Raw genomic sequence first — 15,407 nt, 5'->3', positions numbered from 1 at the left:
TGATTCAGTTTTCAGAGTGTAATAAATGAACCCCTTTATCTGAGCAGTCAGGTAAGGGGGTTTTTAGTTTTTATTATAATGAAGAATCATTCAGTATAAAAAATATATCGCTCCTGTAAAAGTAAATCATATACCAGGTTTGGAAATTTTCTTGCGGAAAGTGTTAAAAATTCTTGAATCATGTACATATCTTCAGACATAAAAGAGAACACGATCTCTCCCCATCTTTCTGTTTCATACCGACAAAGCATGCCTAACACATACATAATCATATAATGAATAACTACTTCCGGTATCGTATGATTTTTGCCTGCTTGTGTTTTATAAAAAAAACTTCCTTTGTAATTGTGGAGAAATAAAATATTCTCAAAGCCATTACCGCTTTCTGTAACATGTATTTTCTCAGGATGATGCCATTCTAGCCGAATAATACCGCGAGGTGCTTCAAGCGAAGAGGCTGCAAAATAAGCTTCTCCTTGATTGTAGCGATTTAAATAATGAATAAATGATGCATACGTCAAGTGAACGTTATCAAGAACAAAATCGGGAAGATAAAAAATTGTGTATAGTCGTTCAAAATTTCGATGTGATGAAAGGGATACTGAAGTCAGGGAAGCATGTTTATATAATCGCTGGTAAGCTGCCTGTAGTTCTGGTATTATCGCTAACAAATCCTGTAGCCGATACTTTTCCTGTAACGGTTCCTTACTTAGAAAAGTATACAGATACGGAAGCAGTCCTTCTTTTTGTACACGAACTTCATCTTCAGCAAGCGAATAATAATTTCTTTTGATTTTGCGGCTTGTTACTCCGTGTTGCAGCACCCGTGTGTTTGAGGGATAATGAGGATCACGTGTAAGCACATATGCCTTTAAGAGACTTACCATTCCATAATATAGAAGCAAGGGCTGGACAAGAATGTCACTTTCAGCAGCTGAAAAATAATATTGGCGGGCCTGTTTTATGTAATAGATGAATTTTGAAGCATTATGAAATGCATATACATTAGATTTTGGAATATTTTGTTTTTCGTATGTTTGTTGTAAAAATGCTTTGGTGGTTGGCTCGCTTTCGAAATACAGATAGCTGTCCCACATTTTTTTCGTCGGATTTTCACACATTATTGTATGGACCGCCTGATACATGTTTTTCACCTTTTCCTTTCTAAATTATTCGTGAAAATAGAAAATAAAGGTACGAAAACGCTTAATTTCTGTTATTGTTTACAGAAAAGCCGAACTATATTACAGTATTCTTGACAGTAAAATAAGGGGTTTGTTAAACTTTCGATAATATAAATCCACGACTAACAAACTAAAAGAAAAGGAAGGTATTTCTCGTGTGGGAAAATAAATTCAGCAAAGAAGGTTTGACGTTTGACGATGTATTGCTTATTCCAGGAAAATCTGAAGTGTTGCCACGTGACGTTAATGTTTCCACACAATTAAGTGAGAATGTGAAATTAAACATTCCTCTGATTAGCGCCGGTATGGACACAGTAACTGAATCGGCATTAGCCATTGCTATCGCACGCCAGGGGGGGATGGGAATTATTCACAAGAATATGTCCATCGAACAACAGGCGGAAGAAGTCGATCGCGTTAAACGCTCCGAAAGTGGTGTTATTACCAATCCATTTTCCCTGCAGCCGCATCATCCGGTATCAGATGCGGAAAAATTGATGGCCAAGTTTCGTATTTCCGGGGTTCCTATTGTTGATGAAAAAAATCAACTGGTCGGTATTCTTACTAATCGTGATTTACGTTTCGTTCATGACTATTCTGTGCAGATTGCAGAAGTGATGACGAAAGAAGAATTGGTAACTGCTCCAGTAGGCACAACGTTAAAACAAGCGGAAGAAATCCTACAGCGCCATAAAATCGAGAAACTTCCAATCGTCGATGAAAACAACGAATTGAAGGGCCTTATTACAATTAAAGATATTGAGAAAGCCATCCAGTTCCCTCACGCTGCCAAGGACGCCCAGGGAAGGCTTCTATGCGGTGCTGCTGTCGGCGTATCCAAAGATACATTTGAACGCACTGAGGCCCTTGTAAAAGCCGGAATCGACTGTCTTGTCATCGATACGGCACATGGTCATTCCAAAGGAGTAATCGATACAGTAAAAGAAGTACGGGCAAAATATCCTGACCTGACCATTGTGGCCGGTAATGTGGCTACTGGACAAGCGACTCGTGACTTAATTGAAGCAGGTGCTTCTGCTGTTAAAGTGGGTATCGGGCCTGGATCGATTTGTACGACACGTGTTGTTGCCGGTATTGGTGTACCTCAGATTACGGCTATTTATGACTGTGCTTCTGTAGCACGGGAATACAACATTCCGATTATTGCGGACGGTGGAATAAAGTATTCCGGTGACATCGCCAAAGCCATCGGAGCAGGTGCATCTGTAGTTATGATCGGAAGCCTGTTCGCTGGATGTGAAGAAAGCCCGGGAGAATCTGAAATTTACCAGGGCCGTCGTTTCAAAGTATATCGTGGCATGGGATCTCTTGGCGCAATGAAGGAAGGTAGTAAAGACCGTTACTTCCAGGAGAAAGAGGACGATAAAAAGTTGGTTCCTGAAGGCATTGAGGGCCGCGTGCCGTACAAAGGACCGCTGGTGGATACCGTATATCAACTAGTTGGAGGCTTGCGCGCAGGCATGGGGTATTGCGGAACTGGCAGCATTGAGGAACTAAAAAACAATGCTCAATTCATCCGTATTACAAATGCCGGATTAAAAGAGAGCCACCCGCACGATGTGAATATTACAAAAGAGGCTCCAAACTATTCGCTTTCGTAATATTTTTGTAAGAAAATAGTTAAGAAGACAGGGAATAAACACCCTGTCTTTTTTAGTGTTGTATGGTAGAATTAAGAGTATTGTGTAATTCATGTGGAGGTGCGAGAGTTGTCAACGCTACTTGTTAGACAGATGAAGAAACCGATTATGCTAGCACTGGCGTTTCTGGTGTTTTTTGTACCGATTCTTCTCACGGTAAACACTGGACAAGCCCAGGCAGCGGCTCCAGTGCTTAATCTGGATGTGAGGTCGGCCATCATGATTGAGGCGAAGACGGGAAAAATCCTGTACAAATACAATGAGAATCAGGCTTTTCCTCCGGCTAGCATGACCAAGATGATGACCGAATACCTTGTGCTGGATGCCATCCAGAAGAAGAAACTATCCTGGGATCAGAAAGTCACCGTTGATGAGTATGGTGCATTCCTTGGAAAGTCGAAAACATCAGGCGTATTGCTTGCCCTGAACGAAGTACATACTGTAAAAGAACTTTATGACGCGATGGCTATTTACTCGGCTAATGATGCCACCGTTATGCTTGCTAAGACGGTAGCGGGTTCCGAAAGCGAATTTATAAAGCTGATGAATAAAACAGCAAAAGAGTTTGGCATGACGCAGACGTATTTTGCTACTTCAACCGGCCTTCCGCTTGCGGACTTAAAGCAATTCGCTTCGGAATCGGCGACCGGCGAAAACATGATGTCTGCCAGAGACTCGGCTATTCTGGCTAAGGAATTACTTACAAGGTATCCCGAATTATTAGAGACAACCAAAATCCCGCATAAAACCTTCCGAGAAGGAACGTCTCGTCCATTGAAAATGGATAACTGGAACTGGATGCTTCCGGGGCTTGTGAAACAGTATGCAGGAGTAGATGGCCTGAAAACAGGTCATACAAATGCAGCAGGTTTCTGTTTTACCGGTACGGGAGAACGCAACGGTGTTCGTCTTATTACTGTTGTAATGGGGGCTAAATCGTTCTTGAGCCGTTTCACAGAGACAAGTAAGATGCTTGATTATGGCTTCACCAATTACAAGATGCAGCCGCTTCTCAAAAAAGGTGCGCAAGTGCCGGGCGGCGAGATGGCTAAGGTCGACAGAGGAACAGATAAAGAAGTAGCTGCTTTGGCAAGCCAGGATGTACTTTACCCAGTAAAGGCGGGTGAAGAAGGCGTCTACAAGCCAAAAGCGGTGGTGAAGCAGGTTACCGCTCCTATAAAACAGGGACAGGAAGTTGGGTCAATTAAAATTGTCGGTTCAAACGGTAAAGCCGACGAATTCCTCCGTCCGATTGACGAGCAGAAAGCGGGCGGTACACTGGTAGCCAAAGATGAGGTAGAAGAGGTAGGCTGGATTCGCCTTGCTTTCCGTTCTTTCTTTGGATTTATTGGAGATATTTTCAGCGGTTTGGGCAATATGATTAAGGGATTGTTCAGCTAGTGAAAAATGCGAAGGGGCGCTTCCTACAGCGTCCCTTTTTATAATACGGGATTATGAAGAGATACCAAGCGCTGTCTTTTACGAATGACCAGAAGATAAATTTTGCATATTATTTTTAGATATAGTAAAGTATAGGTGTAGTTTTTTTACAATGTATAAAGGCTATGATGAGAATTAGTAAGCGGAGGCTGGACGCCCAGAGAGTCGGTGGAAGGTGCGAACCGAACGGACAGACCGCTGAAATCCATCTCTGAGCCGTCGGCGATAAGTCGTTCCGGTTACACGTCCGTTATCATGTGTCGAAGGGCATAGAATAGAAGCTACGGGTTCTATATGCCGAAGTAGGGTGGCAACACGGGTAATCTCGTCCCTTAGGTGGGAGGGGATTTTTTTATTTTTTAAGCTTGATTCAGGAGGAGATATGTATGTTAGACGTCAAACGCTTGCGCAACGATTTCGACGCGATTAAAAAAGCGCTCGAAACGCGCGGAGAAAAATTAAACGAAATCGATAAATTCGCTGATTTGGACGTAAAGCGCCGTTCGCTGCTGGCTGAAAGCGAGCAGTTAAAAAACAAACGCAACGTCGTCTCCGAAGAAATCGCACGTCTGAAAAAAGAAAAACAAAATGCTGATAACTTGATTGCCGAAATGAAAGAAGTATCGGCAAAAATTAAGGAATATGATGAACAAATCCGGGTACTGGAAGAAGAAATTTCTCAAATTATGCTTGGTATTCCGAACGTTCCGCATGAAAGCGTACCTGTTGGGATGACGGAGGATGACAATGTACCGGTACGTCATTGGGGAGCCATACCTCAATATGCCTTTGAACCGAAGCCGCACTGGGATATAGCGGCTGAGCTTGGTATTCTCGATTTTGAGGCCGCTGCGAAGGTTACCGGAAGCAGGTTTGTTTTCTATAAAGGATTAGGCGCACGAATGGAACGTGCCTTGATTAACTTTATGCTTGACCTTCATACTACCGAGCATGGATATGAAGAAATTCTGCCGCCTTACATTGTAAACCGGGAAAGCATGACTGGTACTGGACAGCTTCCGAAATTTGAGGAGGATGCGTTCAAGCTTGAGGATACGGATTATTTCCTTATTCCGACCGCGGAAGTACCAGTGACGAACTACCATCGGGATGAAATCATGCCAGCGGATGTGCTGCCGATTCGTTATGCAGCCTATAGTGCTTGTTTCCGTTCAGAGGCCGGTTCTGCTGGCCGCGATACACGCGGCTTGATTCGCCAACATCAGTTCAACAAGGTGGAAATGGTTAAGTTCGTACAGCCGGAAACCTCTTATGATGAACTTGAAAGCCTTGTGAATAATGCGGAGAAAGTTCTCCAGGTATTGAATCTTCCGTATCGGGTTATGAGCATGTGTACAGGTGATTTAGGTTTTACAGCGGCGAAGAAATACGACATTGAAGTATGGTTGCCGAGCTATGGCACATACCGCGAGATCTCGAGTTGCAGTAACTTTGAAGACTTCCAGGCGCGTCGTGCAGGTATTCGTTTCCGCCGCGATAGTAAAGCGAAGCCAGAGTTCGTGCATACACTGAATGGCTCTGGTCTTGCTATTGGACGTACGATGGCGGCTATTCTGGAGAATTTCCAACAGGAAGATGGCAGCGTCCTAATTCCAGAGCCTTTGCGCCCGTATATGGGTGGCCTGGAAAAGCTTGTGCCGAAAAGTGCGAAGTAAAAATAATCTTTCCGTATAAAATGAAAAGGCGTACGACAGAATATCTACGTACGCCTTTTCTATATTATGTGGTTAGTTGAAGAAGCGTAATGTATGCTGGTTGCTTTCACCGCATCTCATAAACTTAATAAAGCACAGTAATTAAGGATAAAAGAGAATTTCCCCCTTTTTTTCCTGCGCCTTGTTTTGTGTCTTTTTGCCGGAGTTGCCGGGCAATGACCGGGAAAATGCAAACGAAGATTTGTCATTCTAAGAAAAGATATATATAATATAGTAAGTAGAATATATGGCTCCGTAGCTCAGCAGGATAGAGCGTCGGTTTCCTAAACCGTGCGTCGGAGGTTCGAATCCTCTCGGGGCCGCCATACATAAGCTAGTAACGACGCGGGTTTGCGCGATTTTGCAACCCGCGTCTTTTTACGTTTTTGGGTGGATTGGTCACTAAAGTGATTTTCCGGTATCAAATTCATGTAATTTTTCATTTGAAAATTTCTGTGCTGTTTTCCTTTTACGCTTTATCTGGTATGAATAGAAAAAGAATAAAGTTTCAAGTTGTTCGCTGGGGAGATTCAATGGGTAATACAAAAACGTCCCATCAATTGGAGCGAAGGGACGTTACTAGCCTATTTGTTTTTAGCATAAAGGAAATTATATTTGCTGGCATGTTTAAGTTCATCTGTCAAAATCTCAAATACCATGTTTTTAAACACTGTATATGGGATGGTGAAGTAAATTTTTCGGTAAAGCTCTACTGCGCCTAACTCGCCGAATATAGCCTTTTCGATACCAGCAAGGTAACTAGGTGGTCGTTCAAAAGGCATGCTATCGGTCGATTCGATAGTCTGCCCGGTTAAAGCGTAATACATTTGTTTAAACATTTGTCGATGCCGTCTTTCATCATCACGAATGGAAGTAATGATTTCTTTATCCTGATTGGATGGAGCGTTTTGGATTAAGTAGTCGTAAAAAAGTTCATCATTTCGTTCCCCTTGTATAGTTCTCCGTAAGAGAGGGAGAACGGCTTGTAGATTAGTCTGATACATCTGATATGAAGGTAGTACAGGCTGGGTTTGATACTGTACGGGTGTAAACGCAAATGGATATGAACTGTATTCTTGTATGATATTGCCGGGATATAAGTTCATGGGAAGTTCCTCCTGAGCATAGAGTCGCTAATATTTTATGAACAAACACCCAAAAGGTGAGAGGAAATAGAAAATTCGAGGGAAAAGTCTCAGTAAACAAGCATCACGATGCGCTCATTTCCCTTTTTACATGATAAATAAATAAAACCTCTTCCGAAGAAGAGGCGTCTCAAGGGGGGAAAACATGAAGTTATTCCTTAAAATTATTTTTCCCTGCATTCGAAAAATTAAACATAAAAAACGCCCTCTCCAGACCATGGATGCCAGGCTTTTATAATAGCATACATGATACAAATGAAGTCGTTCTAAATTGGAACGGCTTTTTGTTATTCATTTTCCGCGCTTTAGTAGCCAAAGAGCGCACAATCCGGTGCAGCACTTGTGAAAGGTATTTAGAAAACTACTTTTGGCAAAAAATAAAAAAGAAAGGTGCCAAAATGGTATGAACACACAGTGAGAAAGTGAGCGGAATCCGAGGCTGTATTATAAGACCGAAGAGCACGATAATCTTCTGTGCTAGAGATGAAATATTGCTTTCTTGCAACTTATTTTCCAAGGACTAATGGTTTTACCTTTTACCTATTTTTAAAGGATGAACCAAAACTGTTTCTCTAGACCCACACGAACTTAATCCAGTACAATGTTCAAAGTGCTGGATCAAGTTTGTGTGAGGGGGAGGGCGTGATATGAAAAATTCGTCTTCATTAATCGCATTATGGATCAGTCTTATTAGTAATGTGGTATTAACCGTATTAAAGGTTGTTGTCGGATATTTATTTAACAGTCAGGTACTTATCGCTGACGGAATTCATAATGCTGGTGACGTCATTGCAACTTTCGCTGCACTGACATCATCACTAGTTTCAAAAAAACCTGCTGATAAAGATCATCCTTATGGTCATGGTAAAGCGGAGGTCATTGCTTCAGCAATTGTTGCCATTATTTTAATTTTAGCAGCTCTGTTGATGGTCTATAAATCGGTTGAGGCGTTATTCGAACCTGCAGCAGAGGCTAGTATTATTGCATTGGTTGCTGCGTTTGTTTCTTTAATATGGAAACAAGGACTTTATGTTTATTGTATTAGCCTAGGAAAAGCCCAAAATAGCAAAAGTTTAATTGCAACCGCAAATGATCATCTTGCTGATGTTTATGCATCCATTGCTGCTGTGGTAGGTATTGGTGCGACATTGATTGGTGAACGTTATGACATACCATTTGCCCAGTATGGGGATCCGATTGCTGGAATGATCGTTTCCTATTTTGTTCTGAAATTAGCCTACCAAATGGGAAAAGAATCCATTGGAGTTCTAATGGAAGAAAATGTGCCTTCGGAGCAATTGATTCAGTTAGAAAGCATTGTTCGTTCGATCCCACAAGTAAAACGAATCGATCGAATTCGAGCAAGAGAGCATGGTCATTATATTATTGTTGATGTAAGAGTGAGCGTTTCAAATAATTTAACGATTAAAGAGGGACACGATATTAGCCGCTTAATCAAGAATTCAATAAAAAATGAAATTCAAAATGTTGAAGAAGTACTGGTGCATTTAAACCCATGGTATGAAGAGGATGGTATACACTAAAGTAACCGACCCACAGATGGGTTCTTATCTACCTGTTTCTTGGATAGTAGGAGAACCCTGGATATTTCACGACAGGCCATTTCTCCTTGCGTAGCACATCCAGCAATTCCGGTCCGACGTTCAAATTATCTCGAACCAGATCGCGAGGGGTAAGCGCCATCCATTGGTTTAACGACACGTCTGCAAAGCGGTCACTTTTGAATATTTCCAAATACCACAACGTTTCAGTGCCAGTATTTTGGATATAGTGTCCAAAAGCAAAGGGGACATAGCCGACATCACCGGCTCTGTAATCAAATGTACGGGCTACACCATTTCCGGCAAATACAGTCATGCGTCCCTGTCCAGTAAGATAATATTGCCATTCATCGTTGTTAGGATGCCAATGAAGCTCTCTCATTGCACCAGGTTGGAGTTTAACCAGCGCCGCGGCGATAGTTTTTGAAATAGGAAAGTTAGAGGAATCCGCGATTCGCACGCTTCCCCCAGGCGTCAAACGCATATTTACCCCTGCAAGTGTAGTCGCAATCGGCTGAGGCACATATCCGTACGCTGCTTGATTCCAAGGTAGGTTTTTCATAGAACATGCTCCTCTTATTTTAGGTTGCTACAGGAAGAATCCTTTATTTTAGCAACTTATGATGCAGATGTGTCGACTGTGCCCATAAATAAAACTTATCCCTACAAATGGAAATGGCTACCAGTGGATATCAGGGCATCAAGAAGAACCGGCTGGCTTAGATTTTTAGATTTTTGGTTTTTCTATGTATAAATTCTTTCCTATGAGGCATTTTAAGATTAGTAATAACCAATATACTCCATAGGAGGAATTTCAGCATGGCTCAACAACAAAGCAGAAATACAAATAATCTGGTTGCCCCGCAAGCGCGTGCGGCACTTGATCAAATGAAGTATGAAATTGCGTCTTCATTCGGTGTACAACTTGGCCCAGATACGACATCTCGTCAAAACGGTTCTGTAGGCGGCGAAATTACAAAGCGCCTTGTACAAATGGCTGAGCAACAATTGAGCGGCCGTATTCAATAAGCAACAAACAATAAAGGCCTTCCGATTACAACCGGGAGGCCTATTTTTGTTTTTCGGCATACAGCAGCATAGCACAAAAACTCGCAAATGTTCTTAGCAAGGGATGGTTGAAGGTTAGTTTGTAATATAGTGGATAGGCAAAACAGCAAGAAAAAAGGCTTAATGTATATTTGAACATCTAAAAATAAACTATAATGATATCAAAGCTATGCATGGGAAAATTTTGTTCGGAGCAGTTCATTCAAAGTTAGAAATACTGTTTATAAACAGAAAAGGTATATAGCATTATGGGGAGGATAGGATAATGAATCAAAGTGTAATAAAAGCATTAAAATTACTCGACTTTTTTTCAAGTGAGCAAAAAGAATTGACGCTTAGTGAACTGTCAAACAAGTCGGATATGCCAAGACCAACGGCGTACCGTTTACTTTCCTCTTTGGAAGCATGTGGTTTTTTGTCAAAAATAAAAAATACTGATCAGGATGTTCGTTATCGTCTGGGGCTAAAATTGCTTGAATTGGGAAGCATTGTGGCCGAACAGCTTGAGCTACGCACTATTGCTTTACCCTGGATGCAAGAGCTTTGTGAGGATATCAATGAAGCGGTACATTTGGTAGTGCGGGAAGGAGACGAAGCCGTATATATTGAAAAAGTAGAGAGCAGTCATGCGGTGCGCCTTCACACACGTGTAGGGAAGCATTCGGAACTCTATATCGGCTCCGGACCAAAACTATTACTTGCCTATTTGCCTGAAAAGGAGCAACAAGCTATTGTTGAGAAACTATCATTCACAAAGCTAACCGAAAATACAGTCGATAATAAAGAAACGCTAAGGCAACAAATGCAACAAATAAGGGAAGATGGCTACGCGATTAGCCGTGGAGAACAGGACAAGGACACAATCGGTATCTCCTATCCGGTGCGTGACTATACGGGACAAGTTGTCGCGGCGTTGAGTGTGAGCGGTCCTACAACAAGAATCAGTCACGAATTTGAAGAAATCGTACAACAAAAAACAAAAGATACGGCAGCACATATCTCCAAAAAACTTGGCTATACGGAATCGAATATGTAATAGAAGAGATTGCCCTTATTATCATAGGGCAATCCCGATACATTCAAAAGATAAAATTCAAGCAGTATATAAATATTGATTTTTAAAAATATTTTGTATAGAATTAACGTATAATGAAATGCTATTTCAATTATTGAAATATAAGCTATCGACAATACAAACTTAGCATTTGAAAAAAAGAGAGTCCATCAACAGAACCGACATTATTTTTGCTTATTATAAGAAATACCATTTCAAATAAAGAAATGAAAAAATAACTAGGAGGGCGATGAATATGGTTGTTAAACCACAGCGGCTGCAAAATATTCCTCCCTACTTATTTCATGAAATCAACAAAAAAAAGCAGGCACTTGAAGAACAAGGGGTTCAGGTTATCGATTTAGGCATTGGATGTCCTGATTTGCCGACACCGAAGCATATTGTCGAACGGCTCAAATCTGAAATGGACGATCCGAACAATTTTAAGTATCCAGGGTATAGCGGGTGTGAAGAACTTCGGGAGGCCGTTGCTCATTTTTACAAAGAACGTTTTGACGTTAATCTGGATGTGGCAGGTGAAATTGTTGCCCTTATTGGCTCAAAGGAAGGAATCGGGCATTTTATCTCTGCGGTTATTGATCCAGGTGACATCGTACTTGTTCCTGATCCGGGATATCCGGTATATCGGGCAGCAACTTACCTTGCGGATGGTGTTCCATACAGTATGCCGCTGTTGAAGAAGAATGGATTTTTGCCTGATTTTTCGTCCCTTCCTGCTGATGTTGTACATAAGGCGAAACTTATGTTTTTGAATTATCCTGGCAATCCGACGGCAGCTATAGCTGATGAGCACTTTTTCCGAGAAGCGGTAGTATTTGCGAAGCAGAATGGCATCATTATTGCCCATGATGCCGCATATCAGATGGTAACATTCGACGGATACAAAGCTCCAAGCATTTTGCAGGTAGAAGGGGCAAAAGAAGTCGCCGTGGAATTCGGGTCCCTTTCTAAAACGTATAACATGACAGGGTGGCGCCTTGGATATGCAACAGGAAACAAAGAAGCGCTGGCGCTACTTTCCATCGTTAAAAGCAATATGGATACGAGTCAGTTCCTTCCTATTCAAAAGGCAGGAGCGACTGCGCTTCTATCAGATCAAAGGTGTGTAGCAGAATATAATCTTATTTATCAGGAACGTCAGGCTGCTATGATTGCTGCTTTGCAGGATATTGGTATTAATACGGAGGCGCCGAAGGGAAGCTTCTTTATTTGGGCGCCTGTTCCATCTGGTTACACATCAGGTGAGTTTGCTTCCAAAGTACTGGAGGAAGCAGGAGTCATCGTCACACCTGGCACGGCCTTTGGGGAATATGGCGAAGGGTATTTCCGTATCTCTCTATCTGTACCAACCAATAAGCTCTTAGAAGCGGCTTATCGTATGAAAACAAAGTTAGCTGTCTGCCGCTAAATATTTAATAGAAAAAGAATGGGAGGAAAGATAAGATGACAAAAGTAATGAACGGAGCCCAGGCAATTGTTGAATGCATGAAACGGGAAGGGGTCGAACATGTATTTTGTGTTCCGGGTGAAAGCTATCTTCCATTAATGGATAGTATTTATGAAGCTGGAGATATTCAGTTAATCTCAACACGCCATGAGGGAGGAGCCTCCTTTATGGCAGAAGCATATGGCAAGGCAACACGGAGGCCAGGTGTAGCTATGGCTACCCGCGCAGTTGGAGGTGCAAATCTTGCCATTGGTATTCATACTGCCTACCAGGACTCCACTCCAATGGTTGTTTTTTTGGGGCAAGTACACAGCAAATTTCGTGGACGGGAAGGTTTTCAGGAAGTCGAACTTGAGCGTTTTTTCGGTCATATTGCCAAGTGGACGGTTGAAATCAAAGATGCGGAACGTATGCCAGAATTAGTGCAGCGCGCTTTCCGTATTGCTAAAAGCGGTCGTCCAGGTCCGGTAGTTGTGGCGCTTCCGGAAGACGTATTGGTGGCTGAAGCAGAAATGTCATTCGGTCCGGTGGCACCAGTGCCGAAGCCACGTCCTGGTGCCAGTGAAGTGGCAGCGATTGAACAGCTTCTGGCCAACGCCAAACGTCCACTCATCCTGGGCGGCGGCGGTGTTATCGCGGCAGATGGTGAGCAGGCGCTTTTGAAGCTGGCTGAAGCGTTCCATATTCCTGTCATGTCCGCCTTCCGCCGTCACGATATTTTCCCTAATAATCATCGCTTGTATGTTGGCCATTCCGGGTTGGGTACTTTCACTCCGATTCTCGATACGCTGCGCCAGGCCGATGTTGTATTGGCCGTAGGTACACGTTTGTCCGAAGTAACAACACAGGACTATGGAATTTTCACGCAAAATCCGAAGCTCATTCACATTGATATCGATGCCGCTACACTCGGCAAGTCGTACAGCCCTGATCTCGGCGTAGTCGCCGATGCGAGAGAAGCGCTTGAAGCGCTGCTTGATATGAATGTAACATGTACGTGGGAAGGATGGGCTAAGGAACGACGCAAAGCATATGAGCTTGCCGGAGAGGGAGTAGCGAAGGAAGAATACGCCGTTGATAATCGAGAAATTATTCATATGATGCAGGAAGTGCTGCCGGAGGATGCAGTGATTACGAATGATGCCGGTAACTTCGCAGGCTGGTTGCACAGCTTTTACTCCTTTAATCGTCCGAAAACATACATCGGTCCGACATCCGGTGCGATGGGGTACGGACTTCCCGCAGCGATCGGTGCTAAAATAGCGAGCCCGGATAAAACGGTCGTATCGCTAGCTGGCGATGGTGGATTTATGATGACAGTGCAGGAGTTGGAAACGGCTGCTCGTTACAATATTCCGGTGATTGCGCTTGTTTTTAACAATAGCATGTATGGTACGATTCGCATGCATCAGGAAATGCATTATCCGGAAAGGGTTATTGGCACCGATCTTGGAAGCGTGAATTTCGCTGAGCTTGGAACGGCGCTCGGTGTGCAAAGTGTGAGAGTCGAAACAAACGAAGACTTTGAAGAAGCTCTGGCGCGTGCTGTGGCATCAAATGCACCTGCACTTATCGAAATTATGACCAATCCAGAGCGTATTTCAGTTCAGGCCACGATTTCCTCTATCCGAGAAAAAGCCAAGCCTTGAGTGTAGCAAGTATGACGCCGAGTTGAGCAATAGACAACCGGCGTCTTGCTATGTTTATAGAAATTGTAGCTACCTGTGGCTAATGTAAATAAACTGTGAATGAAGGGAATGTTTGTTCTGTTTTATCAATAAAAAAATGTATCATCCCCTCGTTTTTGATTTGTAAAAGCTTTTTCTCTCACCTCCAGATGAAATTTAATTTTTTCATCAAAGATTCCCTGAAGTATGCGTCTTTTAATTTGTTCCCAGCGCCGATACGCCAAAAAGTAAGTTGTATAAAATTTTTGGACGAACAATCCGACAATCTCTTTGTCCCCTTTGGGCAATTCAAGCTGTTCTACCATAAAGAATGGGATGGCTGCATACAGTTGGAAGTTCCTTGCTTGTGCTTCCTGCAGTTCGATAAGTCCCTGGAATGCCGGGTGTCTTCTGCGCTGATCCCCTACATGACGCAATGGATGGCATAGCTCATGGAAAAATGTTGCTCTTTGCTCACGTAAAGAAGAGTAAGGATTGAGAAAAAACATGGCGAATTCATTATCCCAGATGGCTGACTGTGCGTCTTCACAATATTGGATTTCGATATTGAATACGTGGCACAGCCGATCTAATGATAAATCAGACGGGGATAAAATACCGGCATTTTTATACAGCTTTTCGATACATAACTCCACTTCCGTTTTCTTGTAGTAATTGAGCATAAGCTTCTCCTTGGTGGAAACGTATGTTCCTTTTTTGTGTAAAAAGAAAAGCTCAATTGAGCTTCAGCTTTTTATCATTCTATACATATACATTTATGTAATAATTTTCTCTGTTGTTTATAATAATTCCCTGCCTGATCCGTAGGCCAAGCAGGGTTATGTATTTTTCTTATTTTGTCGCTCTTGTTTTCGTTTTTTGAAGCGAGCCACCATATCTTCGACTGTATCCATAATGACCTGTTGCTGCTCCGGGTCTAATTCTTCGAATCCTTTTAAACCGTCATAGAAAGCAATATTTATATTGGAGTCGTCAGTTGCCCCCGTTTTGAACGAAGGATCGTCTGTATGACCCAAAAGATAATCAGAAGAAACCTGCATCGCTTTAGAAAGAAGCGCAATATGAGTAGAGTCGGGAGTTGTGTACTCTCTTTCCCAATTTGATATCACTTGAGGAGAAACATTCACTTTCTTCGCTAATTCTTTTTGGGTCCATTGAATCTTTTGACGCTGTTCTTTAATTCTGCTCCCGATCATCCCTGCACCTCCCTCTCTATATAAATATATCACAACTAACGGATTTGGAAACAAAAATAACGCAAATTGAGAAAAAAACGAAAATGGTTATTGACTATAACGCATTTCGTTATTATCATATGAGTAACGATTATTGTTAGTTGGAAATTTTACCAAAAATCATATTGCGTATAAATAGTAATTGCCCTGTAAAGTAAAATATCACGCCTGTTGATTATCCATAAGG

At 42.3% G+C, this 15,407-nt stretch carries 12 protein-coding genes, 1 tRNA gene, 1 pseudogene and 1 other annotated feature; of the genes and pseudogenes, 9 read left to right on the top strand and 5 right to left on the bottom strand.

Translation table 11 applies throughout. The annotated features are described in order from the left end of the window. Positions 1 to 86 precede the first annotated feature (86 nt). Complete coding sequence (locus tag HMPREF0083_RS04845; protein ID WP_167331540.1) at positions 87 to 1,121, bottom strand: YaaC family protein; 1,035 nt, start codon at positions 1,119 to 1,121, stop codon at positions 87 to 89. A 218-nt stretch (positions 1,122 to 1,339) separates the two neighbouring features. On the opposite strand from HMPREF0083_RS04845, the gene guaB reads away from it, so the two are divergent. The 4 genes from guaB to HMPREF0083_RS04825 all read left to right on the top strand — a co-directional run bounded on the left by guaB (position 1,340) and on the right by HMPREF0083_RS04825 (position 6,326). Then, the gene (gene guaB / locus HMPREF0083_RS04840) at positions 1,340 to 2,806 is read left to right on the top strand and encodes an IMP dehydrogenase (protein ID WP_021619971.1); all 1,467 of its coding nucleotides are present in this window, start codon (positions 1,340 to 1,342) and stop codon (positions 2,804 to 2,806) included. Between the two features lie 108 nt (positions 2,807 to 2,914). Next, positions 2,915 to 4,246, top strand: a complete 1,332-nt coding sequence (locus HMPREF0083_RS04835; protein ID WP_245191313.1) for a D-alanyl-D-alanine carboxypeptidase family protein — start codon at positions 2,915 to 2,917, stop codon at positions 4,244 to 4,246. A 155-nt stretch (positions 4,247 to 4,401) separates the two neighbouring features. After that, positions 4,402 to 4,621: a binding site (T-box leader), on the top strand. Positions 4,622 to 4,671: 50 nt separating this feature from the next. Continuing rightward, positions 4,672 to 5,961, top strand: a complete 1,290-nt coding sequence (gene serS / locus HMPREF0083_RS04830) for a serine--tRNA ligase (RefSeq protein ID WP_021619969.1) — start codon at positions 4,672 to 4,674, stop codon at positions 5,959 to 5,961. 288 nt (positions 5,962 to 6,249) lie between these two features. Further along, positions 6,250 to 6,326 (top strand) — tRNA-Arg (locus tag HMPREF0083_RS04825). 258 nt (positions 6,327 to 6,584) lie between these two features. Here HMPREF0083_RS04825 and HMPREF0083_RS04820 read toward each other — a convergent pair. After that, positions 6,585 to 7,106 (bottom strand): ferritin family protein, encoded by a 522-nt coding sequence (locus HMPREF0083_RS04820; protein WP_021619967.1) that lies wholly within the window; start codon positions 7,104 to 7,106, stop codon positions 6,585 to 6,587. A 686-nt stretch (positions 7,107 to 7,792) separates the two neighbouring features. On the opposite strand from HMPREF0083_RS04820, the gene HMPREF0083_RS04815 reads away from it, so the two are divergent. Beyond that, positions 7,793 to 8,689 (top strand): cation diffusion facilitator family transporter, encoded by an 897-nt coding sequence (locus HMPREF0083_RS04815; RefSeq protein WP_021619964.1) that lies wholly within the window; start codon positions 7,793 to 7,795, stop codon positions 8,687 to 8,689. Between the two features lie 28 nt (positions 8,690 to 8,717). Here the strand turns inward: HMPREF0083_RS04815 and HMPREF0083_RS04810 are convergent. Further along, positions 8,718 to 9,185: pseudogene (locus HMPREF0083_RS04810) on the bottom strand (cupin domain-containing protein); the annotation flags it as partial. Between the two features lie 341 nt (positions 9,186 to 9,526). Between HMPREF0083_RS04810 and HMPREF0083_RS04805 the strand changes: the two are divergent. The 4 genes from HMPREF0083_RS04805 to HMPREF0083_RS04790 all read left to right on the top strand — a co-directional run bounded on the left by HMPREF0083_RS04805 (position 9,527) and on the right by HMPREF0083_RS04790 (position 13,946). Next, complete coding sequence (locus tag HMPREF0083_RS04805; RefSeq protein WP_021619962.1) at positions 9,527 to 9,736, top strand: alpha/beta-type small acid-soluble spore protein; 210 nt, start codon at positions 9,527 to 9,529, stop codon at positions 9,734 to 9,736. Positions 9,737 to 10,040: 304 nt separating this feature from the next. Beyond that, complete coding sequence (locus tag HMPREF0083_RS04800) at positions 10,041 to 10,811, top strand: IclR family transcriptional regulator (RefSeq protein ID WP_021619960.1); 771 nt, start codon at positions 10,041 to 10,043, stop codon at positions 10,809 to 10,811. Positions 10,812 to 11,085: 274 nt separating this feature from the next. Beyond that, positions 11,086 to 12,258, top strand: coding sequence for an LL-diaminopimelate aminotransferase (locus HMPREF0083_RS04795; RefSeq protein WP_040301512.1), 1,173 nt, complete (start codon positions 11,086 to 11,088; stop codon positions 12,256 to 12,258). Positions 12,259 to 12,293: 35 nt separating this feature from the next. Then, on the top strand, positions 12,294 to 13,946 hold the full coding sequence (locus HMPREF0083_RS04790; protein ID WP_021619957.1) for a thiamine pyrophosphate-dependent enzyme: 1,653 nt from the start codon (positions 12,294 to 12,296) through the stop codon (positions 13,944 to 13,946). A 125-nt stretch (positions 13,947 to 14,071) separates the two neighbouring features. Here the strand turns inward: HMPREF0083_RS04790 and HMPREF0083_RS04785 are convergent, their stop codons facing one another. Beyond that, positions 14,072 to 14,647 (bottom strand): ImmA/IrrE family metallo-endopeptidase, encoded by a 576-nt coding sequence (locus HMPREF0083_RS04785; protein ID WP_021619956.1) that lies wholly within the window; start codon positions 14,645 to 14,647, stop codon positions 14,072 to 14,074. Between the two features lie 156 nt (positions 14,648 to 14,803). Continuing rightward, positions 14,804 to 15,181: a helix-turn-helix domain-containing protein gene (locus HMPREF0083_RS26175; RefSeq protein WP_051354534.1), complete on the bottom strand. Its 378-nt coding sequence runs from the start codon at positions 15,179 to 15,181 to the stop codon at positions 14,804 to 14,806. Positions 15,182 to 15,407 lie beyond the last annotated feature (226 nt).

This window comes from Aneurinibacillus aneurinilyticus ATCC 12856, assembly GCF_000466385.1.
Classification (GTDB): domain Bacteria; phylum Bacillota; class Bacilli; order Aneurinibacillales; family Aneurinibacillaceae; genus Aneurinibacillus; species Aneurinibacillus aneurinilyticus.
This window is presented reverse-complemented; position numbering and strand designations above follow the sequence as displayed.

Excerpts from the sequence above, each read along its gene's own strand:
- HMPREF0083_RS04845 (WP_167331540.1), bottom strand. The coding sequence starts at position 1,121 with ATGTGTGAAAATCCGACGAAAAAAATGTGGGACAGCTATCTGTATTTC.
- serS (WP_021619969.1), top strand. The coding sequence starts at position 4,672 with ATGTTAGACGTCAAACGCTTGCGCAACGATTTCGACGCGATTAAAAAA.
- HMPREF0083_RS04820 (WP_021619967.1), bottom strand. The coding sequence starts at position 7,106 with ATGAACTTATATCCCGGCAATATCATACAAGAATACAGTTCATATCCA.
- HMPREF0083_RS04815 (WP_021619964.1), top strand. The coding sequence starts at position 7,793 with ATGAAAAATTCGTCTTCATTAATCGCATTATGGATCAGTCTTATTAGT.
- HMPREF0083_RS04805 (WP_021619962.1), top strand. The coding sequence starts at position 9,527 with ATGGCTCAACAACAAAGCAGAAATACAAATAATCTGGTTGCCCCGCAA.
- HMPREF0083_RS04800 (WP_021619960.1), top strand. The coding sequence starts at position 10,041 with ATGAATCAAAGTGTAATAAAAGCATTAAAATTACTCGACTTTTTTTCA.
- HMPREF0083_RS04795 (WP_040301512.1), top strand. The coding sequence starts at position 11,086 with ATGGTTGTTAAACCACAGCGGCTGCAAAATATTCCTCCCTACTTATTT.
- HMPREF0083_RS04790 (WP_021619957.1), top strand. The coding sequence starts at position 12,294 with ATGACAAAAGTAATGAACGGAGCCCAGGCAATTGTTGAATGCATGAAA.
- HMPREF0083_RS04785 (WP_021619956.1), bottom strand. The coding sequence starts at position 14,647 with ATGCTCAATTACTACAAGAAAACGGAAGTGGAGTTATGTATCGAAAAG.
- HMPREF0083_RS26175 (WP_051354534.1), bottom strand. The coding sequence starts at position 15,181 with ATGATCGGGAGCAGAATTAAAGAACAGCGTCAAAAGATTCAATGGACC.